This window comes from Metabacillus idriensis (assembly GCF_009674765.1).
In the GTDB taxonomy this organism is placed as follows: Bacteria; Bacillota; Bacilli; order Bacillales; family Bacillaceae; genus Bacillus_P; species Bacillus_P idriensis.
This window is the reverse complement of sequence record NZ_WKKF01000002.1, coordinates 77099-93965: the sequence shown is the minus strand read 5'-3', so window position 1 is coordinate 93965 and position 16867 is coordinate 77099. Positions and strand designations below refer to the sequence as shown.

Annotated in this window: 16 protein-coding genes and 1 pseudogene; 5 read left to right on the top strand and 12 right to left on the bottom strand. The window is 41.3% G+C overall.

Annotated features, from left to right (window positions below):
* Positions 1 to 13 precede the first annotated feature (13 nt).
* The 7 genes and pseudogenes from essB to GJU41_RS08760 form a co-directional block, all read right to left on the bottom strand.
* Positions 14 to 1324 (bottom strand): type VII secretion protein EssB, encoded by a 1311-nt coding sequence (essB, locus tag GJU41_RS08790; protein WP_070878853.1) that lies wholly within the window; start codon positions 1322 to 1324, stop codon positions 14 to 16.
* 14 nt (positions 1325 to 1338) lie between these two features.
* Positions 1339 to 1578, bottom strand: coding sequence for an ESX secretion system protein YukD (gene yukD, locus GJU41_RS08785; RefSeq protein ID WP_070878854.1), 240 nt, complete (start codon positions 1576 to 1578; stop codon positions 1339 to 1341).
* Positions 1579 to 1665: 87 nt separating this feature from the next.
* On the bottom strand, positions 1666 to 1959 hold the full coding sequence (locus tag GJU41_RS08780; protein ID WP_070878855.1) for a WXG100 family type VII secretion target: 294 nt from the start codon (positions 1957 to 1959) through the stop codon (positions 1666 to 1668).
* A gap of 342 nt (positions 1960 to 2301) precedes the next feature.
* A complete protein-coding gene (locus GJU41_RS08775) occupies positions 2302 to 2451 on the bottom strand; it encodes a hypothetical protein (protein ID WP_154318379.1) in 150 nt (49 codons plus the stop codon).
* A gap of 366 nt (positions 2452 to 2817) precedes the next feature.
* On the bottom strand, positions 2818 to 3096 hold the full coding sequence (locus GJU41_RS08770) for a hypothetical protein (RefSeq protein WP_154318378.1): 279 nt from the start codon (positions 3094 to 3096) through the stop codon (positions 2818 to 2820).
* Between the two features lie 212 nt (positions 3097 to 3308).
* Positions 3309 to 4607: a Zn-dependent hydrolase gene (locus tag GJU41_RS08765; protein WP_154318377.1), complete on the bottom strand. Its 1299-nt coding sequence runs from the start codon at positions 4605 to 4607 to the stop codon at positions 3309 to 3311.
* A 13-nt stretch (positions 4608 to 4620) separates the two neighbouring features.
* Positions 4621 to 5246 (bottom strand): annotated as a pseudogene (locus GJU41_RS08760) (AbgT family transporter).
* A gap of 262 nt (positions 5247 to 5508) precedes the next feature.
* Here GJU41_RS08760 and GJU41_RS08755 point away from each other — a divergent pair.
* Positions 5509 to 6975 (top strand): alpha-amylase, encoded by a 1467-nt coding sequence (locus tag GJU41_RS08755; protein WP_070878858.1) that lies wholly within the window; start codon positions 5509 to 5511, stop codon positions 6973 to 6975.
* Positions 6976 to 7022: 47 nt separating this feature from the next.
* Here the strand turns inward: GJU41_RS08755 and GJU41_RS08750 are convergent, their stop codons facing one another.
* From GJU41_RS08750 to GJU41_RS08730, 5 genes are all read right to left on the bottom strand, one after another.
* A complete protein-coding gene (locus GJU41_RS08750; RefSeq protein WP_070878859.1) occupies positions 7023 to 9239 on the bottom strand; it encodes a sensor histidine kinase in 2217 nt (738 codons plus the stop codon).
* Entirely contained in the window at positions 9217 to 9909 is a 693-nt protein-coding gene (locus GJU41_RS08745; protein ID WP_133312948.1) for a response regulator transcription factor, read from the bottom strand. The genes GJU41_RS08750 and GJU41_RS08745 overlap by 23 nt, the downstream gene beginning before the upstream one ends.
* Positions 9910 to 10266: 357 nt before the next feature.
* Positions 10267 to 10878, bottom strand: a complete 612-nt coding sequence (locus GJU41_RS08740) for a DNA-3-methyladenine glycosylase (RefSeq protein ID WP_070878860.1) — start codon at positions 10876 to 10878, stop codon at positions 10267 to 10269.
* A 98-nt stretch (positions 10879 to 10976) separates the two neighbouring features.
* Positions 10977 to 11384, bottom strand: a complete 408-nt coding sequence (locus tag GJU41_RS24630; RefSeq protein ID WP_154318376.1) for a DUF1761 family protein — start codon at positions 11382 to 11384, stop codon at positions 10977 to 10979.
* A gap of 8 nt (positions 11385 to 11392) precedes the next feature.
* Entirely contained in the window at positions 11393 to 12337 is a 945-nt protein-coding gene (locus GJU41_RS08730; RefSeq protein ID WP_070878862.1) for an AraC family transcriptional regulator, read from the bottom strand.
* A 159-nt stretch (positions 12338 to 12496) separates the two neighbouring features.
* Here GJU41_RS08730 and GJU41_RS08725 point away from each other — a divergent pair, with 159 nt between their 5' ends.
* The 4 genes from GJU41_RS08725 (at position 12497) to GJU41_RS08710 (ending at position 16866) form a co-directional block, all read left to right on the top strand.
* Positions 12497 to 13438 carry a Gfo/Idh/MocA family protein gene (locus GJU41_RS08725; protein ID WP_070878863.1) on the top strand — a complete coding sequence of 314 codons (942 nt, stop codon included), beginning with the start codon at positions 12497 to 12499 and terminating at the stop codon, positions 13436 to 13438.
* Positions 13439 to 13454: 16 nt separating this feature from the next.
* Complete coding sequence (pepT, locus tag GJU41_RS08720) at positions 13455 to 14693, top strand: peptidase T (protein ID WP_154318375.1); 1239 nt, start codon at positions 13455 to 13457, stop codon at positions 14691 to 14693.
* Between the two features lie 273 nt (positions 14694 to 14966).
* A complete protein-coding gene (locus tag GJU41_RS08715; protein ID WP_070878865.1) occupies positions 14967 to 16073 on the top strand; it encodes an ABC transporter ATP-binding protein in 1107 nt (368 codons plus the stop codon).
* Entirely contained in the window at positions 16063 to 16866 is an 804-nt protein-coding gene (locus GJU41_RS08710) for an ABC transporter permease (RefSeq protein ID WP_070878866.1), read from the top strand. The genes GJU41_RS08715 and GJU41_RS08710 overlap by 11 nt, the downstream gene beginning before the upstream one ends.
* Position 16867 lies beyond the last annotated feature (1 nt).

Sequence of the window (16867 nt, the reverse complement as noted above, 5' to 3'; positions counted from 1 at the left end):
TTGCCTATAATCGTCAGTCAGAGCCTGATTTTGCAGGAGCGGCTGGCTTTTTCTCTGCAGCTTTCGCCTGCTCAGCTGCATCATTAGCCTCTTCTTCTGCTTTCTGCTGTTCTTCCACTTGCTCTTTCGCTTTCTGTTCTTCCTCTAACTTCTGTTCTTCTTCTTTCTTCTGGGCTTTTTGTTCTTCTTTAAACTGTTTTATTTCTGCATCTATTTTTTGAAGTTCCTGCTGCTTTTCTTCACTGTTCATTTCGGTATCCGCTTTTATTTGATCCTGGTATTTAATAAGCCCAAAAACAATCAGATCCCGGTCCTCAAGATTTCTTGCAAGATCGAGTGCTTCTTTGGCCTCGCCTCTTCCAACATGAATCCAATACTCAAGGTACTGAGGATCGGATTGGAGGGTCAGCGTGTTTTGCACGCTTTCCTTTTGGTCTTCAGTCAAAGATTCATTCACTATGTAAGACGATGCTAATTGAAATTTCACAACGTTTGGCATTTCTTCAATGCTGTAGCTTGTAAGGGTGCTGACCACTTCACTGTAATCATTTCCCAGGTAGTATTCATTGGTCTCTACAAACGCTTCTTGTTTAGGGTGAAGGGAAAAAAGGGAATATGCTGTATAAACAAGTGCGGGAACAAGCAAAACAAGAAATCCGAGAGCTATGTACCGTGTAAGCTTCCATTTCTTTTCCGGAATGGATACTAGGGCTGCATTCTTGTTATCGACTTCCCTCATGTTCGTTTCAATCAGGGTTAGCAATTCAGAATAAGTTGCCGCTGAAAGCAATTCCCGGGATACTTTAGAAATATCTAAAGTTTCGTTGAATTTCAAATACTGTTCAAATGAATAGTTGGAATCGACAGCAGCTGCAACACAGGCTTTCAGTTCCTGCCAGAGCCGGTCACTGTTCTGTTCATAAGGAGGAATGCTTTCCATTACACCGTAATGAAGAAAATAAGGCGTAAAGCTTTGATCAAATGAAATGTTTTCAGGACACACAATCAAATGAAGCCGCGATAACGAGTGATTTTTTACCTTTTTTACCAGCTGATAGGAAAAATTCCACTTGCTTCGTTCTTCTTTTTTATTTAAACTGGAAAAACCCAAATAAGTCTCAGGCGGCTGAACATGAACCCTTAATTCATCTTCAGTCAGAGTAATTTCCCGCTTAATGGATGGATCCATTTCTTTCAGCATTTCGATTTCTGCTGCTTGATCCAGTTTCACTTTTTCTGTTTGGAAGATGAAGGTATAGCCATCTTCCTTCGTTATGACAGCCTCAAGCTGCTGCTCTAAATAAGTCTGTTTTTTTTCTGACATTGAGAATGACTCCTTCATAGGATTTCAAAACGATCTCCTGTTGTAATTCCGCATTCTACAAGCTTATGGTTGCCTGATAGGACAATCTGCTTATTGGGAACGCGCACCCAATACCCTTCTCGAGGTGGGTCAGAAATGCATCTTGCCTGCCATACGATATCTACTACTTTTTTGACAGAGTGATAATTTGATAGACGCAGATCAAATGTTTCTCCTGTGTAATGCTTCAAATCGATTGTCACTTCAATATACATGCCTTTTCACCTCAAAAATGAAGAAGCGCCATCATCTGGTTTAGAATGGGCGCTCCTTTCTGCACTTCATTAGATTGTCAGATCCTATTAACCGCGGATTTGGCCAGCAATGTTTGCATCAGCCTCTTGAAGAGCGTGTGCAGTCTTCTCTAGTTGTCTTGAAATATCTTCTACTAAATGCTGCATGTCAACGAAAGAAGGCTTAAGCTGTTCGTATTGATCTCTGAAAGCGTTGCTTGCTTCCCCTTCCCACATAGCCTGTAATTGGCCGATCATGCTGTCAAGGCGGCCGATCATAAGGCCAAGCTCTCCACCCTCATTGTTATAACGTTTTGACATATCGACAAGTTCAGCAGGGGTAACGCGAATAATTCCTGACATTTTCATCTCTCCTTTTACACGAATTTACATTAATTGTATAAACAAAGACCATGAAGGTCAATTGTTACTTCTAGAATACTAGTAAAATGGTACATTCTATCTATTAATATGTAATGGAGGAAGAATATGACTGTATTCCTCAATTCCGTTATTATTTACCCATTCAATTCACCTATAAAACCTATAATAAGGAAAAATTTAATAAATTTTCCCATACTTTTAAGGGGATAGTCCCATTCCTGATTCCCAGGTTATTTGTGATGGTCCAGCCGAGTGGATTTTAGAGGATATATTCTCATATTATATATATGATGAAAAACGGTGATTTTTGTAGATAAGTGATTATATTTGCAAGAGGTTTGTTTCCAGTTTCTTCAATATATTTTTTCTAATGTCTTCCTCGGTAATTGGACTCTGTTCCTTTCCTCCATATTCTCGTTCAGCTATTCTAGCCCTGATTATATCGGTACCTAAAACCTCTTTACTATTCATTCAAATCACCTAAATTAGTTGAATTTAATAGAATCTATCATTTTTTTAATTTCACCCTTTATTTTAGAAGAGGGCAGCTCACATGGCTGCTCGCTGTCTAAGCATCGACCATTATAAATAAAACGGATACCCTTATCTGTATTATTAGATTTTATTTAGGCAATATATGAATAAGATCCTTTATCATAGTTCTGCTTTTCTCCGAAATACATTGACTTATCGTTAAGTTCATACTGTGAGTATTCACCATCGTAGCCTGACTTTCGTGTTCAGAGAGATGTTCTCTACATGTGAGCATTCTTCAAAATTAATAGAAATAAAGTATGTAATATTTTCTTCATTTAAGTTTTCACTAAAACTTAGAGCCTAGTATGAATTTTCAATTTGTTCATAATCGCCGCTGGAGATCTTGGCGTTTTCAGGAAACAACATCGTATATCCCTTTGTCTTTGATTGGAATGTATAATACCCTTCTTCAACCTCTTTGCTTGAAGCCATAAATTCCCGTGTAAATTCATCTATAATGGCTTCTGTTTCCGGCATAGTTGAAGCATCTGTTTTACCGTTTTCTTTTTCTTTGCTCATTCCGCAACCCCCAGTAAAGATCAGCATACAAAATAAACCAAGCTGTATTATTTTTTTCAATGGATGGGCTCCTTTCGGATATCTCGTATGTACTCACCCTTATTACTACCACAATTTCCCACTAATGTTCAATATGGAACCCGAATAATCTTATTAAATTCCAGGTAATCCCTTAACCACAGGCAATCATATGACCATTTTTTATTAGATTTGAACATTATAAAATCCTCTCCCAAATTGCGGGAGAGGATTTTTGGATTTTGAGATTGCACTCAAATCCTATTTGCCAGCTGGTCAAGCGATTCTTTCATCACCTTTACACCTCTGACGCAGTCAGGCAGTGAGGTCCACTCTTCCGGTGAATGGCTTTTCCCATTTAAGCTAGGCACAAAAATCATGCCTGATGGCACATATTTTCCGAGTGTCATTGCGTCATGCCCCGCACCGCTTGGAAGTGAGAGCGAGGTTAGTCCACTCGCTTTTGCAGAGGTTTGGATGACTTCCTGTATATGGTCTGGAACAATCACAGGTGCGATATTAATGCCGTCTTTTATGTCGACTACAACTCCTCTTTCCTTTGAAAGGTTCACTGCTTCATCTTTTAATGAGGCAATCATGGCATCTCTTGCTTCCAGGTCAATATCCCTTGCATCGACAATGACCTCTGTTTTGCCGGAAATGACGTTCGTTCCATTTGGAAAAACATTTATTTTCCCAACTGTTGCAACAGCTGTATGGCTGAACCTTGGCGGTGCCTGTTCAACTTTCAGAATAAATTCTGCTGCGGCCGCCAGTGTATCCCTGCGGAAGTTCATAGGTGTATTTCCCGCATGATCTGTTTCTCCTAAGAACGTAAAGGACGTCCAAGAAGGCCCTGCAATCCCGCTCACAATTCCGATATCTTTCCCTTCCGATTCCAGGCGCTTGCCCTGTTCTATATGAAGTTCAAGAAAAGCATATATATCCTCTGGTTTTCTATAAGAATCCTGAACTCGTTCCGGATCATGACCGCAACGTACCATTTCATCGTACAGAACGTTGTCATTATCGTCTTTAAACGATTTGAAATCAGATGCACCAACTTCACCCATCATAACGCGGCTTCCAAAAATACCGTTTTTAAATCGTGCTCCTTCTTCGTCCACAAAAACGGCAAGCTCAATGGAACGCTTTGGCTTCTCTTCCTTAGAAGCAATCGCCTTGATGGCAAGCAAACTGCTTAAGCAGCCGAGCGGACCGTCAAATGCACCGCCATTTGGAACACTGTCCAAATGAGAGCCTGTCATGACGACAGGAAGCTCTCTCGATGTTCCTTGAAGTGTGCCAAATAAATTGCCGATTGCATCTTCCCTGATTTCAAGGCCGGCTTCTATCATCCAGCTTTTAAAAATGGCTTTTGCTTCGTTTTCTTCCTTTGTATAGGGAAACCTTGTGATTCCGCCTTCAGGAGTTTTTCCTATTTCAAAAAGGACGGATAATTTATCAGCAAGTTCTGTCGGATCAATTCCTTCATAAGAAGGGCATTGATCCAGCTCCTCAATCAATCGTTCTTTTGAAAATACAGCACCCATAAGCTGCCTCCTTCTATTTTAAATGGATATCTGCTCCAGGACCGAGCGGAATTCCGAGATAATACCAGGCGATAAAGAATAAAATCCAAGCGATGCCAAAGAAAATCGTATATGGAAGCATGACGGAAATCAGTGAACCAAGTCCCATATTCTTATCAAACTTCTTAGCTCCCGCAAGCAAAATAGCAAAATACGCAAACATTGGAGTAATTGGGTTTGTTATTGAATCACCAATCCGATAGGCAACCTGCGTAAATGCCGGGTCATACCCGAGAAGCATGAACATTGGAACAAAGACCGGACCTACAATAGCCCATTTAGCGGAAGCACTTGCGATAAAGAGATTCAGAGTTCCGCAGAATAAGATAAACCCGATTAAAAGAGGCAAGCCTGTGAGCCAAGACCTTTAAGCAAATCTGCTCCAGAGATCGCCATGATGATTCCTAAATTACTCCAGTTAAAATAGGCAATAAACTGGGCCGCAAAAAAGGCAATTGCCATGTACATTCCCATCGTTCCAAGCGACTTCGCGATTTCCTGGGCGACATCCTTATCTGAACGGATTGATTTAGTTGCCATCCCATACGCAAGTCCAGGAAATAGAAACAAGCCCATAATAATAGGAACAAGAGAGTACATGAATGGTGAAGTGATGATCGCGCCGTCTTCGCCGCGAAGCCAGCCATTCTGTTTGGTTCCATAGACATTCTCATCTCCTTTAACAGAATTTTTTAATATTTCTCATTATAAAGAGTCCTATTTATTTCGCAACCCGTAATCTCACAATGAAAACGCTTCAACAAAATAAGCGGGAAATTTTTAAAAAATTCTGCTTCGTTTTCTGTTATTAAGGGTAGAAAGTAGGATAACAGAAAGAACACAATGAAAAGGGGAATTCGGGATGGAACAGAATCACACAATGATGCAGTTTTTTGAATGGCATGTAAGACCTACTGGAACACATTGGAACAGGCTGAAAGAGTTAGCGCCGGAGCTTAAGGAAAGAGGCATTGATTCGATTTGGATTCCTCCCGTGACAAAAGGCCAGTCTGGAGATGATGTCGGATATGGCGTGTATGACTTATATGATCTTGGAGAGTTCAATCAAAAGGGTTCTGTCCGTACTAAATATGGTTTGAAGAAGGAATTACTTGCTGCTATTAAAGCTTGTCACGATAACGGCATTGCCGTTTATGTGGATTTGGTTATGAATCATAAAGCAGGAGCCGATGAGACGGAATTATTTAAAGTGATTGAAGTAGACCGCGAGGACCGAACGGAAGAATTATCCGAGCCGATTAATATTGAAGGCTGGACAAAATTCAACTTCCCGGGCCGAAAAGGAAAGTATTCTTCCTTTGAATGGAATTTTGAGCATTTCAACGGAACAGATTACGATGCGAAAAACGATAAAATCGGCGTCTTTAAAATTGTCGGTGACAATAAAGACTGGAATGAGAATGTTGACGAGGAATTCGGAAATTATGATTACTTAATGTTCGCGAACATTGACTATGATAATGAAGAAGTTCAGGATGAAATGATTTCATGGGGCAAGTGGCTTGCAGACACGCTGCAGTGTGACGGATACCGCCTTGATGCCATTAAACATATCAATCATGAGTTTGTTCAGAGGTTTGCTGAAGAGCTTTATGAAGACCGCGGGGAAGATTTCTTTTTTGTAGGCGAGTTCTGGAAGTCCGATTTAAAAGAATGCCAGAATTTCCTTGATAAAATTGACTACAAAATGAGTTTATTTGATGTGTCCCTTCACTACAAGCTTCATGAAGCATCCATGGCAGGAAGTGATTTTGATCTCTCCACTATCTTTGAGGATACCCTTGTCGGCTCCCATCCCGAGCATGCTGTCACATTTGTTGATAATCATGACTCCCAGCCTGATGAAGCCCTCGAATCATGGGTTGAAGACTGCTTTAAGCAAAGTGCCTATGCTCTGATTCTTCTGAGAAAGCAGGGATATCCTTGTGTATTTTACGGCGATTACTACGGAATTGATGGAGACAATCCAATCGACGGCAAAAGAGAAGCGATTGATCCCCTTCTTTATGCCAGACAGACAAGAGCCTATGGTGAGCAGGAAGATTACTTTGACCATCCGAATACAATCGGCTGGGTAAGACGCGGAGTAGATGAGTTCGAGCGTTCCGGCTGTGCTGTTGTCATTTCAAATGGCGACGAAGGAGAAAAACGGATGTGTGTCGGCGAACACCATGCAGGTGAAGTATGGGTGGACTTAACAGGCACCCGCGAAGAGCATATTACCATTGAAGATGATGGCTTTGCGACGTTCCCTGTAAACGGCCAAAGTGTTTCTGTCTGGGCCCGTCCGGATGAAGATGTTGAATAAGTAAATGAAAACAGCAGGTTCCCTGAATGCGGGAACCTGCTGTTATTTTAATTAGCGTCCAAGATTATGGTTACTTTAAATAAATCTCCGTCCACATCAATCTCCAACTGCCCTCCGTGAAGCTCAACAATCGATTTGGCAATTGTAAGGCCAAGTCCGGAACCTTCTGTATGGCGCGAGGAGTCTCCGCGTTTAAACCGTTCAAATAGTTCATCTGTATTTTCGCTGAGCTCATACTTCGTGACATTTTTAAAAGAGATGATGACTTGCTCCCCGATTTTTTTAACGGAAAGGTACACTCTAGTATTCTCTAAAGAATACTTAAGAATATTGCCAATCAAATTCTCAAACACTCTCCACATTTTTTGCCCGTCTACGACTGCATAAACAGGTTCATCTGAATGAGTCACCCTGAACTGCAGGGAAGACTTGCTGATGGCTTCATTGTATTCAGCAAGCGCCTGCTGCAGGAGCTGTGCAATATCTGCGTTTTGTTTCACTAGATCAATATTCCCGCTCGCCATTTTTGAAGCTTCAAACAGATCATCAATCAGGATTTTCAGGCGCTGCGATTTGCGGTCGACAATTTCTACGTAGGAAGCTCTTTCCTCTTCTGAGAGATTCGGATTTTTCAGTAATTCTGTGTAGCTGATAATGGAAGTAAGCGGTGTCCGCAGATCGTGGCTGACATTTGTGATCAGCTCCGTTTTCAGGCGTTCGCTTTTGACCTGCTTTTGCTGTGAGGTTTTTACCCCATGCTTCAGAGCATTCATATTCGAAGCAAGTGTCGCAAGGGCCGTTTTCCCATTAACCGGCAGGTCTGTTTCCAGATTGCCGAGCATAATGTCATTTGAATTCGCCACAATTTTATTAAAATAGCCAATTCGTTTGAACATAAACAGCACAACCGGAAGTCCAATGAGCAGAAAAGCAGGAAAGTAGATGAGCAGGAACGCAGGTTCAACGATCACTACTGCCGCTCCAACCCCAAAGCAGAAAACAATGCCGAGCAATATCAAAAGCTGAATGCCTACCTTCTGAATCAGAAAGGCGTCTGATACAGCATTTGCAATCCTGTAAAGTACCGTTGTTTTCCATTCTGCCTTGAAATGGCCTTCTGTTTTAAATAGGCGAATGAGAAGGACTGCCTGAACGATGAGTGCTGCGATAAACAGAGTTCCAATCATTAAAAAGATAAAAGCATAGAGCCATTCGTATCCATAACGGAACGGATAATAGTCGATCACTCCGAACATGCAGATCATGCTTCCGACAAACGCAATGCCGGTGAAGAGAATTCTCACATCCAGAGGCAGGCGAAGGTACACTTGCGCCCACTTGCTTTTCAGAATGGGTTCAAACAGCGGACGTCTTCTCAGAAGAAAAACACTGATGAAAAGAGCTGCAAGGCCGCTGAGTGAATGTCCGTAATAGAGAGCCTGTGATTTCTGAAAATCCCGGAATTCAATCATGGTTTCGCTGTCTGCTGGTGCATTTTTTGACAAGGCGATTTGTCCGGTGAATCTTGTTTCCTCCCCTCTGATTAGATCCTCCGTAATATCACTGCTTCCAAAATAATGAAACCCATCTGTTGAATTGATATAGCCTCTTGATCCCGAATAATTTTCAATATAGTACATGTCTTTTTGATTGATAAACTCCTTGGGATCATCATTCTCAGACAATTGCAAGTTGGTGTGAACTTCTTCAGAACCGGTGCTTTTCAAGTAATAAACAAACTGATTTTTATTTGCTTCATATTCAGACTTAGGATACTTATAGATTTCTTCAAAGAATTGATCGATATTCTTTTCTTTTTCTGCGATAAGCTTTTTTCGGACATGCTCATCATCTTTAAAATTCATCGTGATGTCAGCGATTTTTTTATTTTTTTCTTCCGTCAGCACTTTTTCAACTTCGCTGTTTCCATTTTCCTTAGCAGCGAAAATTTCTTCTTCATACTGACTTTCTATGTTCATGATCTGGTCGGATAAACTTCCGTATCTATATCGGTGTTCTTCAATTTCCTCTGCTGATACGGTTATGTTTTCCTTAGCTTCTTCTTTGGTCGTCCCGTTCAATTCATATAAGCTTAAAAGATTTGTAAAGTAGTTTATCCGTTCTTGAAATTCATTAGATTGAAAATAGTTTTTAAATAAGTACCTGTCTCCGTTTGCAGCACCTGAAAAGAGGCCGCTGATTCCGTATGTCAGCAGCATCATGATGAGAAAGAACGTCAGACTATTTTTCCATTTTGTACCCAATTCCCCATACCACCTTTAAATATCTCGGATTTTTAGGATCAATTTCAATTTTTTCTCTGATTTTTCGGATATGGACGGCAACGGTTTTTTCGGCGTTGTAGCCAGGCTCATTCCAAACCCGCTCATAGATTTCGTTGATTGAAAACACGCGTCCGGCGTTCAGCATCAGCAGCTCTACTATGCTGTATTCAATGCGTGTCAGTTTTACGTTCTCGCCATGCACCGTCACTTCTTTGGCTGTTTGATCCAGGGTAAGACCATTCAGATCTACGGTCTTTTTCACACCTTCGTATGTACCAAGCGTCACATATCGCCTAAGCTGAGATTTCACTCTGGCAATCAGCTCCATCGGATTGAACGGCTTTGTTACATAGTCATCTGCCCCTACCTGCAGGCCGAGGATCTTGTCTGTATCTTCGCTCTTTGCACTCAGGATTATAATTGGAATGTTCTTTTTTTCACGTATTTTAAAAGTAGTTGAGATGCCGTCAAGACGGGGCATCATAATATCCAGCAGAATTAAATGAACAGCGTGCTCATTCAGCTTTTCAAGAGCTTCTATGCCGTCTTTCGCTTTTATGACAGTTATATTTTCATTCTTTAAATAGATTTCAATCGCATCGCGGATATCTTTATCATCATCAACTACTAAAACGTTATAATTCGTCATTTTCTCACGCTCCTTTCAAAAGTATATCTAACTCGGGCTGATATCTATAGTCTAATAGGAAATTCTTAACTCCTTGTCTGTGTAATGTTTAAGAATTTCTTAATTTTTAAAAGAAAAGCGGAAACGCCCGTTTAGCGCAGGCAGACAGATAAGGATCCGCCAGTAAAGGCGCTTTTTGCCAATACTTGCGGATCCTTTCTGGCCGAGGAGTTGGGCGATAGAGCTAGACATCGAAGCGCAAAATTTTATACTTTCTTATCTTATAAAAAAAGCCGAAACGACTGTTCAGCTTCGATGTTCCAACTTCTATTCTTTTCATAAAAAATAACCCTTATTTTAAAGGGTTATTCAAAGAAACTATTTTATTATGTTGTTCTTCTTCGTACCCGATACAAACCGGTTCCCGCTCACCCAGAATCTCCAGGGATATTCTCTTGCTTCACCGCTGTTGTCTATTCCAATTCGCGGTCCTGCAGCTGTAAGTTCAGGCTCATTGCCTTCTGCTATATACAGGGGCGCCTCCCATAAAGGACGTCCATAATCTTCTTTTACAATACCCAATGCTTTCGTCAGTTTCCCGGGACCATTTGTCAGGTCCTGCTCTCTTTTCACCGGACCGCGTCTTTGATACATCAATTCCATCCCTTCAACCGGCTCTACCCCTCTTATTAAAATTGCTTCAGGAGAATCAGCCGCTCCGCTAACAACATTTACAAGACAATGGGTATGCATGACATAAGTATAAGTATAGCCGGCTGGCCCAAACATAACTTCGGTTCTTGCAGTCCTCCGGTTGTTGAAGCTGTGAGCAGCCTGATCGCCTGGTCCTATATAGGCTTCTGTTTCAACAATGATTCCTGCAGCAATACCCTCGGCTGTTTCTTTTACCAGTATTTTACCTAAAAGCGCCTGAGCTAATTCCAGTGTAGGCTTATTAAAAAAGGACGAATGAACGGGCTGATGCCTCATGTTGTCCACCTCTTTAAAGATTTGTCTTTAAATCATATCAAATTGAGGCCCTTCAAGCTAAATATTCAACGCAAAAAGGAGGCAGCAGCCCCCCCTCTTCAACCCCAAATAGCGTGCAGAATTCCCATTAACGAAAACGCAATGACATGATCCAGCACCGCTATTCCATAAACCTTTAAACCCGTTAATCCGAAGAGTGCATTTTTTAAATAGGCCAGCGCAAGCAGAATGCCAATGATTAATCCTGTCATCAGACCTGAAATCAGATTGTCTGCTCCAACTGAATGAATGATGATTGCGATTAAAAATGAGCTTAGAAATGCAACGACAGCAGATCCCGCATACTTTGCAGAATCTTTCACTTCACTTGGATTATTCGCGTCCAGGTCTTTCCGAATAAAAATGGAGAATAGTATAAAGCTCCAAATGCCATATACAGCAATCCTCCTGCAATGACAGCTAAAAAGTTCAAATCCATAAAATTTATGATCACAATAAGACCTCACTCTCGTATTTATTTAGGTTCAATTTCAAGTGCAATGGCTGTAATTTTACAGTCCAGTTCAAACGTTCCTGCCCTTGGCACGATCTGAACAAGCTCGATGGGATTGCCCAAATAACGGTAGCCGCTTTTTGGCAGCCAGAAGCTGTACAGTTCTGAATAACATTCAATCAGCAGCTTCCGATTGCTGTAATCCACCGGTTCTTCAAACTCATAAACCGCATATTTTCCGCCATGAAAGGCTGACTTCTCTGCCCCATCCCCTATACTTCCAAAATCATCAATAGAAATACAGCAGTCATAGCGGCATTTTTCCGCAGGAGTGATATAGGGGTTGTTCCTTGGAACACCAATCATCATGGTTTTCTCATGCAGCAGATCTCGTGCATGGCAAAACCGGTAGATGCTCTCCCACGTCTGTTCAATCTTTTTTGAATATTCCCCAAGACGATGTTTCAATACAATGGCACGTTCCGGCAATACCACTGTTTTTACTTTTGACAGGTCGACCCATTGAAATTCAGTGTACTCTCTTTCTTGATTTTCTTCTTTTCTTTTACTGCTATCTTGTTTAGATTTCTTGCTGTCCAGATAAACTCTTGGAAATTTCTCTAAGTATGCACCCTCACGCCAAGTTTTTGGGCTGTGTTGAAACGCTTCATGAAATGAGTATGTAAAATAAGACAGGGATGAAAAACCGCAGTCGATCGCAATTTCAGTCACCGGCTTTTCCGGCTCATAGATTAACGTATGCGCAGCCTTTTCAAGTCTGTGCCGCTTTACATAATCTGCAGGTGTTTCCCCTGTAAATTCCGTAAAAAGGCGATGGAAATGATATGGAGAATAGGTGGAAACCTTTGCTAAATGAGCCAATGTTAATTTCAAATACAAATTTTCTTCGATATAATTTTGAACTCTTGAAATATGGGTGCGCTGCTCGCGGTCAAATACAGTCATGCTCTTAACTCCAATACTGTTCTTTATAGTTGTCTACTATTCAGGATACCAGATTATGTGTGTTCACAGTCTTTCTCTTTTTCAAACGAATACTATGAATATACTAGATTTCTTAATATAATTAATTATCAGTTTTATTTTCAGAAAGGCGGACATCAAATGATCAGGGCAGCCATTATCGGATTAGGTGCAATAGGACAGCGATTAATAACGAACTTTACAGACCATCCGGATATCATGATTTCAGCTATATGTGACCGGAATGCTGAAGTTACACGTGAAACATCTGAAAGACTTGGAAATGTGTCTTCTTTTACTGACCATAAAAAAATGCTTGAAGAAGCAGAAATCGATCTAGTGTATGCAGCAGTTCCGCCTAAATTTCATCATCAGATTGTGACGGATGTGATTGCAAAGGGCAAGCATGTTTTATGTGAAAAACCTTTGGCAAACTCCTTGGCAGAAGCAGAAAGTCTTTACATACAGGCAAAAGAAAAAGGAATCATTCATGCAATGAATTTCCCTTTGAATTATAGTGCCGGAAGCAAAACCTTTGCTTCCCTCATAAAAGAGGGTTATGTTGGAAAGCTTAGACGGATTGAGTTAAAGATGCATTTTCCGGAATGGCCGCGGCCGTGGCAGCAAAATGACTGGGTAGCAAGCCGTGAACAAGGCGGATTTGTACTCGAAGTCGGCGTACACTACATTCAGCAAATCCAAAGAATCTTTGGACCTGTTCATGTTCTGAATAAATCCGTTCAGTATCCCGAAGATCCAGCTGCTTCTGAAATTGGCATTCTGGCACAAATGGAGCTTCATGACGGTACGCCGATTTTTATCGATGGCATGAGTCAGATAGCAGGAACAGAAGAAATCAGATTTACTGCTTACGGGACAGAAGGAACTCTGGCCTTGCTCAACTGGTCAGCACTTGAAGGAGGCAAGCATGGAGAGCCTATTCAAAGGATTGATGCAGACAGCTCACTTGCCAATTCTATAATTGATGAGCTTGTAAAAGCGCTGAGAGGCGAAGAAGCTGAGATTATAGATTTTGAGGCAGGCTATCAGGCACAGGATGTTTTGGAAAAATTAAGAGGTTAAGAAGGGTTGATGAACAATGAAAAATGAAATCATTGAACGATTTATTTCCTACGTAAAAATCGATACACAATCAAATGACAGCAGCGAAACGTGTCCATCTACTGAAGGTCAGCTGACACTTGCACATAAACTTGTAGAAGAATTAAAAGCAATTGGTTTAGAGGATGTAAGCATGGATGAGTTTGGTTATGTAATGGCCACTCTCCCATCTAACACTGATAAACAGGTTCCAACGATCGGCTTTCTGGCCCACATTGATACAGCAAACGATTTTACCGGGAAAAATGTGAATCCGCAGATTCATGAAAACTATGACGGACAGGACATCCTCCTGAATGAAGCCATTAAAGTAACCTTGTCTCCAAATGACTTTCCTAACCTTTTAAACTATAAAGACCATACATTGATAACAACAGACGGCACCACTCTTTTAGGAGCCGATAATAAAGCGGGCATTGCTGAAATCATGACAGCGATGGATTATTTGAACAAGCACCCTGAAATCAAACACGGCAAAATCCGAGTAGCTTTCACTCCTGATGAGGAAATCGGCCGCGGACCGCATAAATTTGATGTTGCTGCCTTTGATGCGAAATACGCCTACACAGTGGATGGCGGTCCTCTCGGCGAGCTGCAGTACGAAAGCTTCAGCGCAGCCGGAGCCTCTATTACCATTAAAGGAACCAACATCCATCCTGGAACAGCTAAAGGGAAAATGGTGAATTCTATTAAAATTGCAATGGAACTCCAAAGCAAGCTGCCTGCTGAACAAGCTCCTGAGTTAACAGAAGGCTATGAAGGCTTCTTCCATCTTCTCTCTTTCAGCGGAGATGTTGAGCAAACGAAGCTAAGCTACATTATCAGAGATTTTGATAAGGAAGCGTTCCAGCAGAAAAAACAAACGATGGCAGCTGCTGTTGATGAATTGAAAGAGAAATACGGAAGCGAACGCATCATTCTTGAGATGAACGATCAATATTACAATATGCGTGAAAAAATCGAGCCTGTTAAACAGATCGTCGACATTGCCTACAAAGCGATGGAAAACCTGGACATTCAGCCAATCGTTGAACCGATCCGCGGAGGCACAGATGGATCTCAGCTTTCTTACATGGGCCTTCCTACACCGAATATCTTTACCGGCGGAGAGAACTTCCATGGCAAGTTTGAATATATTTCAGTTGATAATATGCTGAAAGCTACACAGGTTATTGTAGAGATTGCGAAATTATTTGAAGAGAATGCAGCTGAGTAGCTTGCTGAAAAAGGAAACGCTTTGGAGTGTCCAAAGCGTTTCTTTTTGATCGATTCATTTTCCCCGCTTTCTTATTCTACTTCCATCTCATTTCATTCACCTACCTCTTCTTTCAGCATTCACAATGACTGAAACAGCTTTGAAATTTCGTTTCGTATCCTGCTTTTTTTCATGTATAATTATTCATGTTAAATAAGGAAAAATGGATGCTGATACCGCTTATCTATAAATATTTCTTTGTTCAAATCCGAGCAAACTAAGAGGGAGAATGATATGACAAACACAATTATTCAATTTAAGCAGGTTACGAAACAATACGACAATGACCCTGCCGTTCTCAATCATGTCAGTTTTGAGATCGAGCGCGGCAAATTTTATACACTTCTTGGTCCTTCAGGCTGCGGCAAGACAACGATCCTGAGGCTGATTGCCGGATTTACTGAAGCGTCTGAAGGAGACATCCTCTTTAACGGAAAAAAAATAAACGATGTTCCTGCTAACAAGCGCCAAGTAAATACGGTTTTTCAGGATTATGCGCTGTTTCCTCATTTGAATGTTTTTGAAAATGTAGCATTCGGACTGCGCATTAAAAAAATGAATAATAAAGAGATTGAATCGAAAGTAAAAGAAGCCTTAAGCTTTGTAAATCTTGACGGATATGAAAAACGGGAAATCAGAGAAATGTCCGGAGGCCAGCGCCAGCGGGTCGCCATTGCACGTGCAATCGTCAATGAGCCGGAAGTTATTCTTCTTGATGAACCTTTGTCCGCCCTGGACTTAAAGCTTCGGACTGAAATGCAGTATGAGCTGCGCGAACTTCAGCAGCGTCTTGGCATTACCTTTATCTTTGTCACCCATGATCAGGAAGAAGCACTCGCGATGTCAGATGAAATTTTTGTTCTGGACAAAGGGAAAATACAGCAAAGCGGGACGCCAACCGATATCTATGATGAGCCGATCAACCGATTTGTTGCTGATTTCATTGGTGAATCCAATATTGTAAAAGGGACGATGCTTGAGGATTACCTTGTGGAGTTCACAGGCAGACAATTTGAATGTGTCGATCAGGGTCTGAACCCAAATGAACCAATTGAGATCGTCATTCGCCCTGAAGATTTGGAAATCACTTCACTGGAACGGGGAAAACTCCATGTACGCGTTGATTCCCAATTGTTCCGCGGTGTTCATTATGAAATCAGCAGCTATGACAAGGATGGCAACGAATGGCTCGTCCATTCTACGAAAAAAGCCACTGTCGGAGATGAAATTGGTCTCTATTTCGACCCGGAAGCGATACACGTGATGAGATTCGGGGAGACCGAAGAGGAATTCGACAAACGTTTAGAAGCTTATGCAGATGGAGAAGAGCATGGAAACTAAGCTGACCCGAAATTTGTATATGATTCCTTACGCTCTTTGGATTGCTCTCTTTGTTATTGCACCGATTGTTCTTGTTCTTTATTATTCGTTTATTGATATTGAAGGAAATTTATCGCTTGCCAATTACCAGAACTTCTTTACACCGGTCTACATGAAAATGACCTTGAGTTCATTTTGGTATGCCTTTTTGATAACAGCTCTTTCTTTGCTTATTGCCTATCCAACGGCTTATTTGCTGACTTATACAAAGCATAAGCATCTTTGGCTGCTGCTGATTATCGTCCCATCTTGGATTAATTTACTGTTAAAGGCCTATGCATTTCTCGGGATTTTCGGCACGTACGGTGTTGCGAACAGTTTTTTAGAAGCAATCGGCATTGGTTCTCAGCAGTTATTGTTCACCGATTTCAGTTTCATTTTTGTATCAGTTTATATCTTTATTCCATTTATGATTTTACCTATATTCAATTCTCTGAATGAATTAAATCCAACCCTTTTAGATGCAGCGCGTGATTTGGGGGCATCAAGCTGGACTGCCTTCCGCAGAGTCATTTTTCCGCTGACGATAGATGGCGTTAAAGCCGGCTGCCAGCTGGTCTTTATCCCTGCTCTTTCTCTGTTCATGCTGACAAGATTGATTGCAGGAAACAGAGTCATCACACTCGGTACTGCGATTGAACAGCATTTCCTTGTGACGCAGGACTGGGGTATGGGCTCTACAATTGCTGTCTTCTTGATTATATTTATGTTTCTGATTATCTTCCTTACCGGAAATCGAAAGCGGGGTATGTAAG

What these genes read in the sequence shown, in the direction of transcription:
- essB (WP_070878853.1), bottom strand. Translation starts at nt 1,324, where the DNA reads ATGTCAGAAAAAAAACAGACTTATTTAGAGCAGCAGCTTGAGGCTGTC.
- yukD (WP_070878854.1), bottom strand. Translation starts at nt 1,578, where the DNA reads ATGTATATTGAAGTGACAATCGATTTGAAGCATTACACAGGAGAAACA.
- GJU41_RS08780 (WP_070878855.1), bottom strand. Translation starts at nt 1,959, where the DNA reads ATGTCAGGAATTATTCGCGTTACCCCTGCTGAACTTGTCGATATGTCA.
- GJU41_RS08775 (WP_154318379.1), bottom strand. Translation starts at nt 2,451, where the DNA reads ATGAATAGTAAAGAGGTTTTAGGTACCGATATAATCAGGGCTAGAATA.
- GJU41_RS08765 (WP_154318377.1), bottom strand. Translation starts at nt 4,607, where the DNA reads ATGGGTGCTGTATTTTCAAAAGAACGATTGATTGAGGAGCTGGATCAA.
- GJU41_RS08755 (WP_070878858.1), top strand. Translation starts at nt 5,509, where the DNA reads ATGGAACAGAATCACACAATGATGCAGTTTTTTGAATGGCATGTAAGA.
- GJU41_RS08745 (WP_133312948.1), bottom strand. Translation starts at nt 9,909, where the DNA reads ATGACGAATTATAACGTTTTAGTAGTTGATGATGATAAAGATATCCGC.
- GJU41_RS08740 (WP_070878860.1), bottom strand. Translation starts at nt 10,878, where the DNA reads ATGAGGCATCAGCCCGTTCATTCGTCCTTTTTTAATAAGCCTACACTG.
- GJU41_RS08730 (WP_070878862.1), bottom strand. Translation starts at nt 12,337, where the DNA reads ATGACTGTATTTGACCGCGAGCAGCGCACCCATATTTCAAGAGTTCAA.
- GJU41_RS08725 (WP_070878863.1), top strand. Translation starts at nt 12,497, where the DNA reads ATGATCAGGGCAGCCATTATCGGATTAGGTGCAATAGGACAGCGATTA.
- pepT (WP_154318375.1), top strand. Translation starts at nt 13,455, where the DNA reads ATGAAAAATGAAATCATTGAACGATTTATTTCCTACGTAAAAATCGAT.
- GJU41_RS08715 (WP_070878865.1), top strand. Translation starts at nt 14,967, where the DNA reads ATGACAAACACAATTATTCAATTTAAGCAGGTTACGAAACAATACGAC.
- GJU41_RS08710 (WP_070878866.1), top strand. Translation starts at nt 16,063, where the DNA reads ATGGAAACTAAGCTGACCCGAAATTTGTATATGATTCCTTACGCTCTT.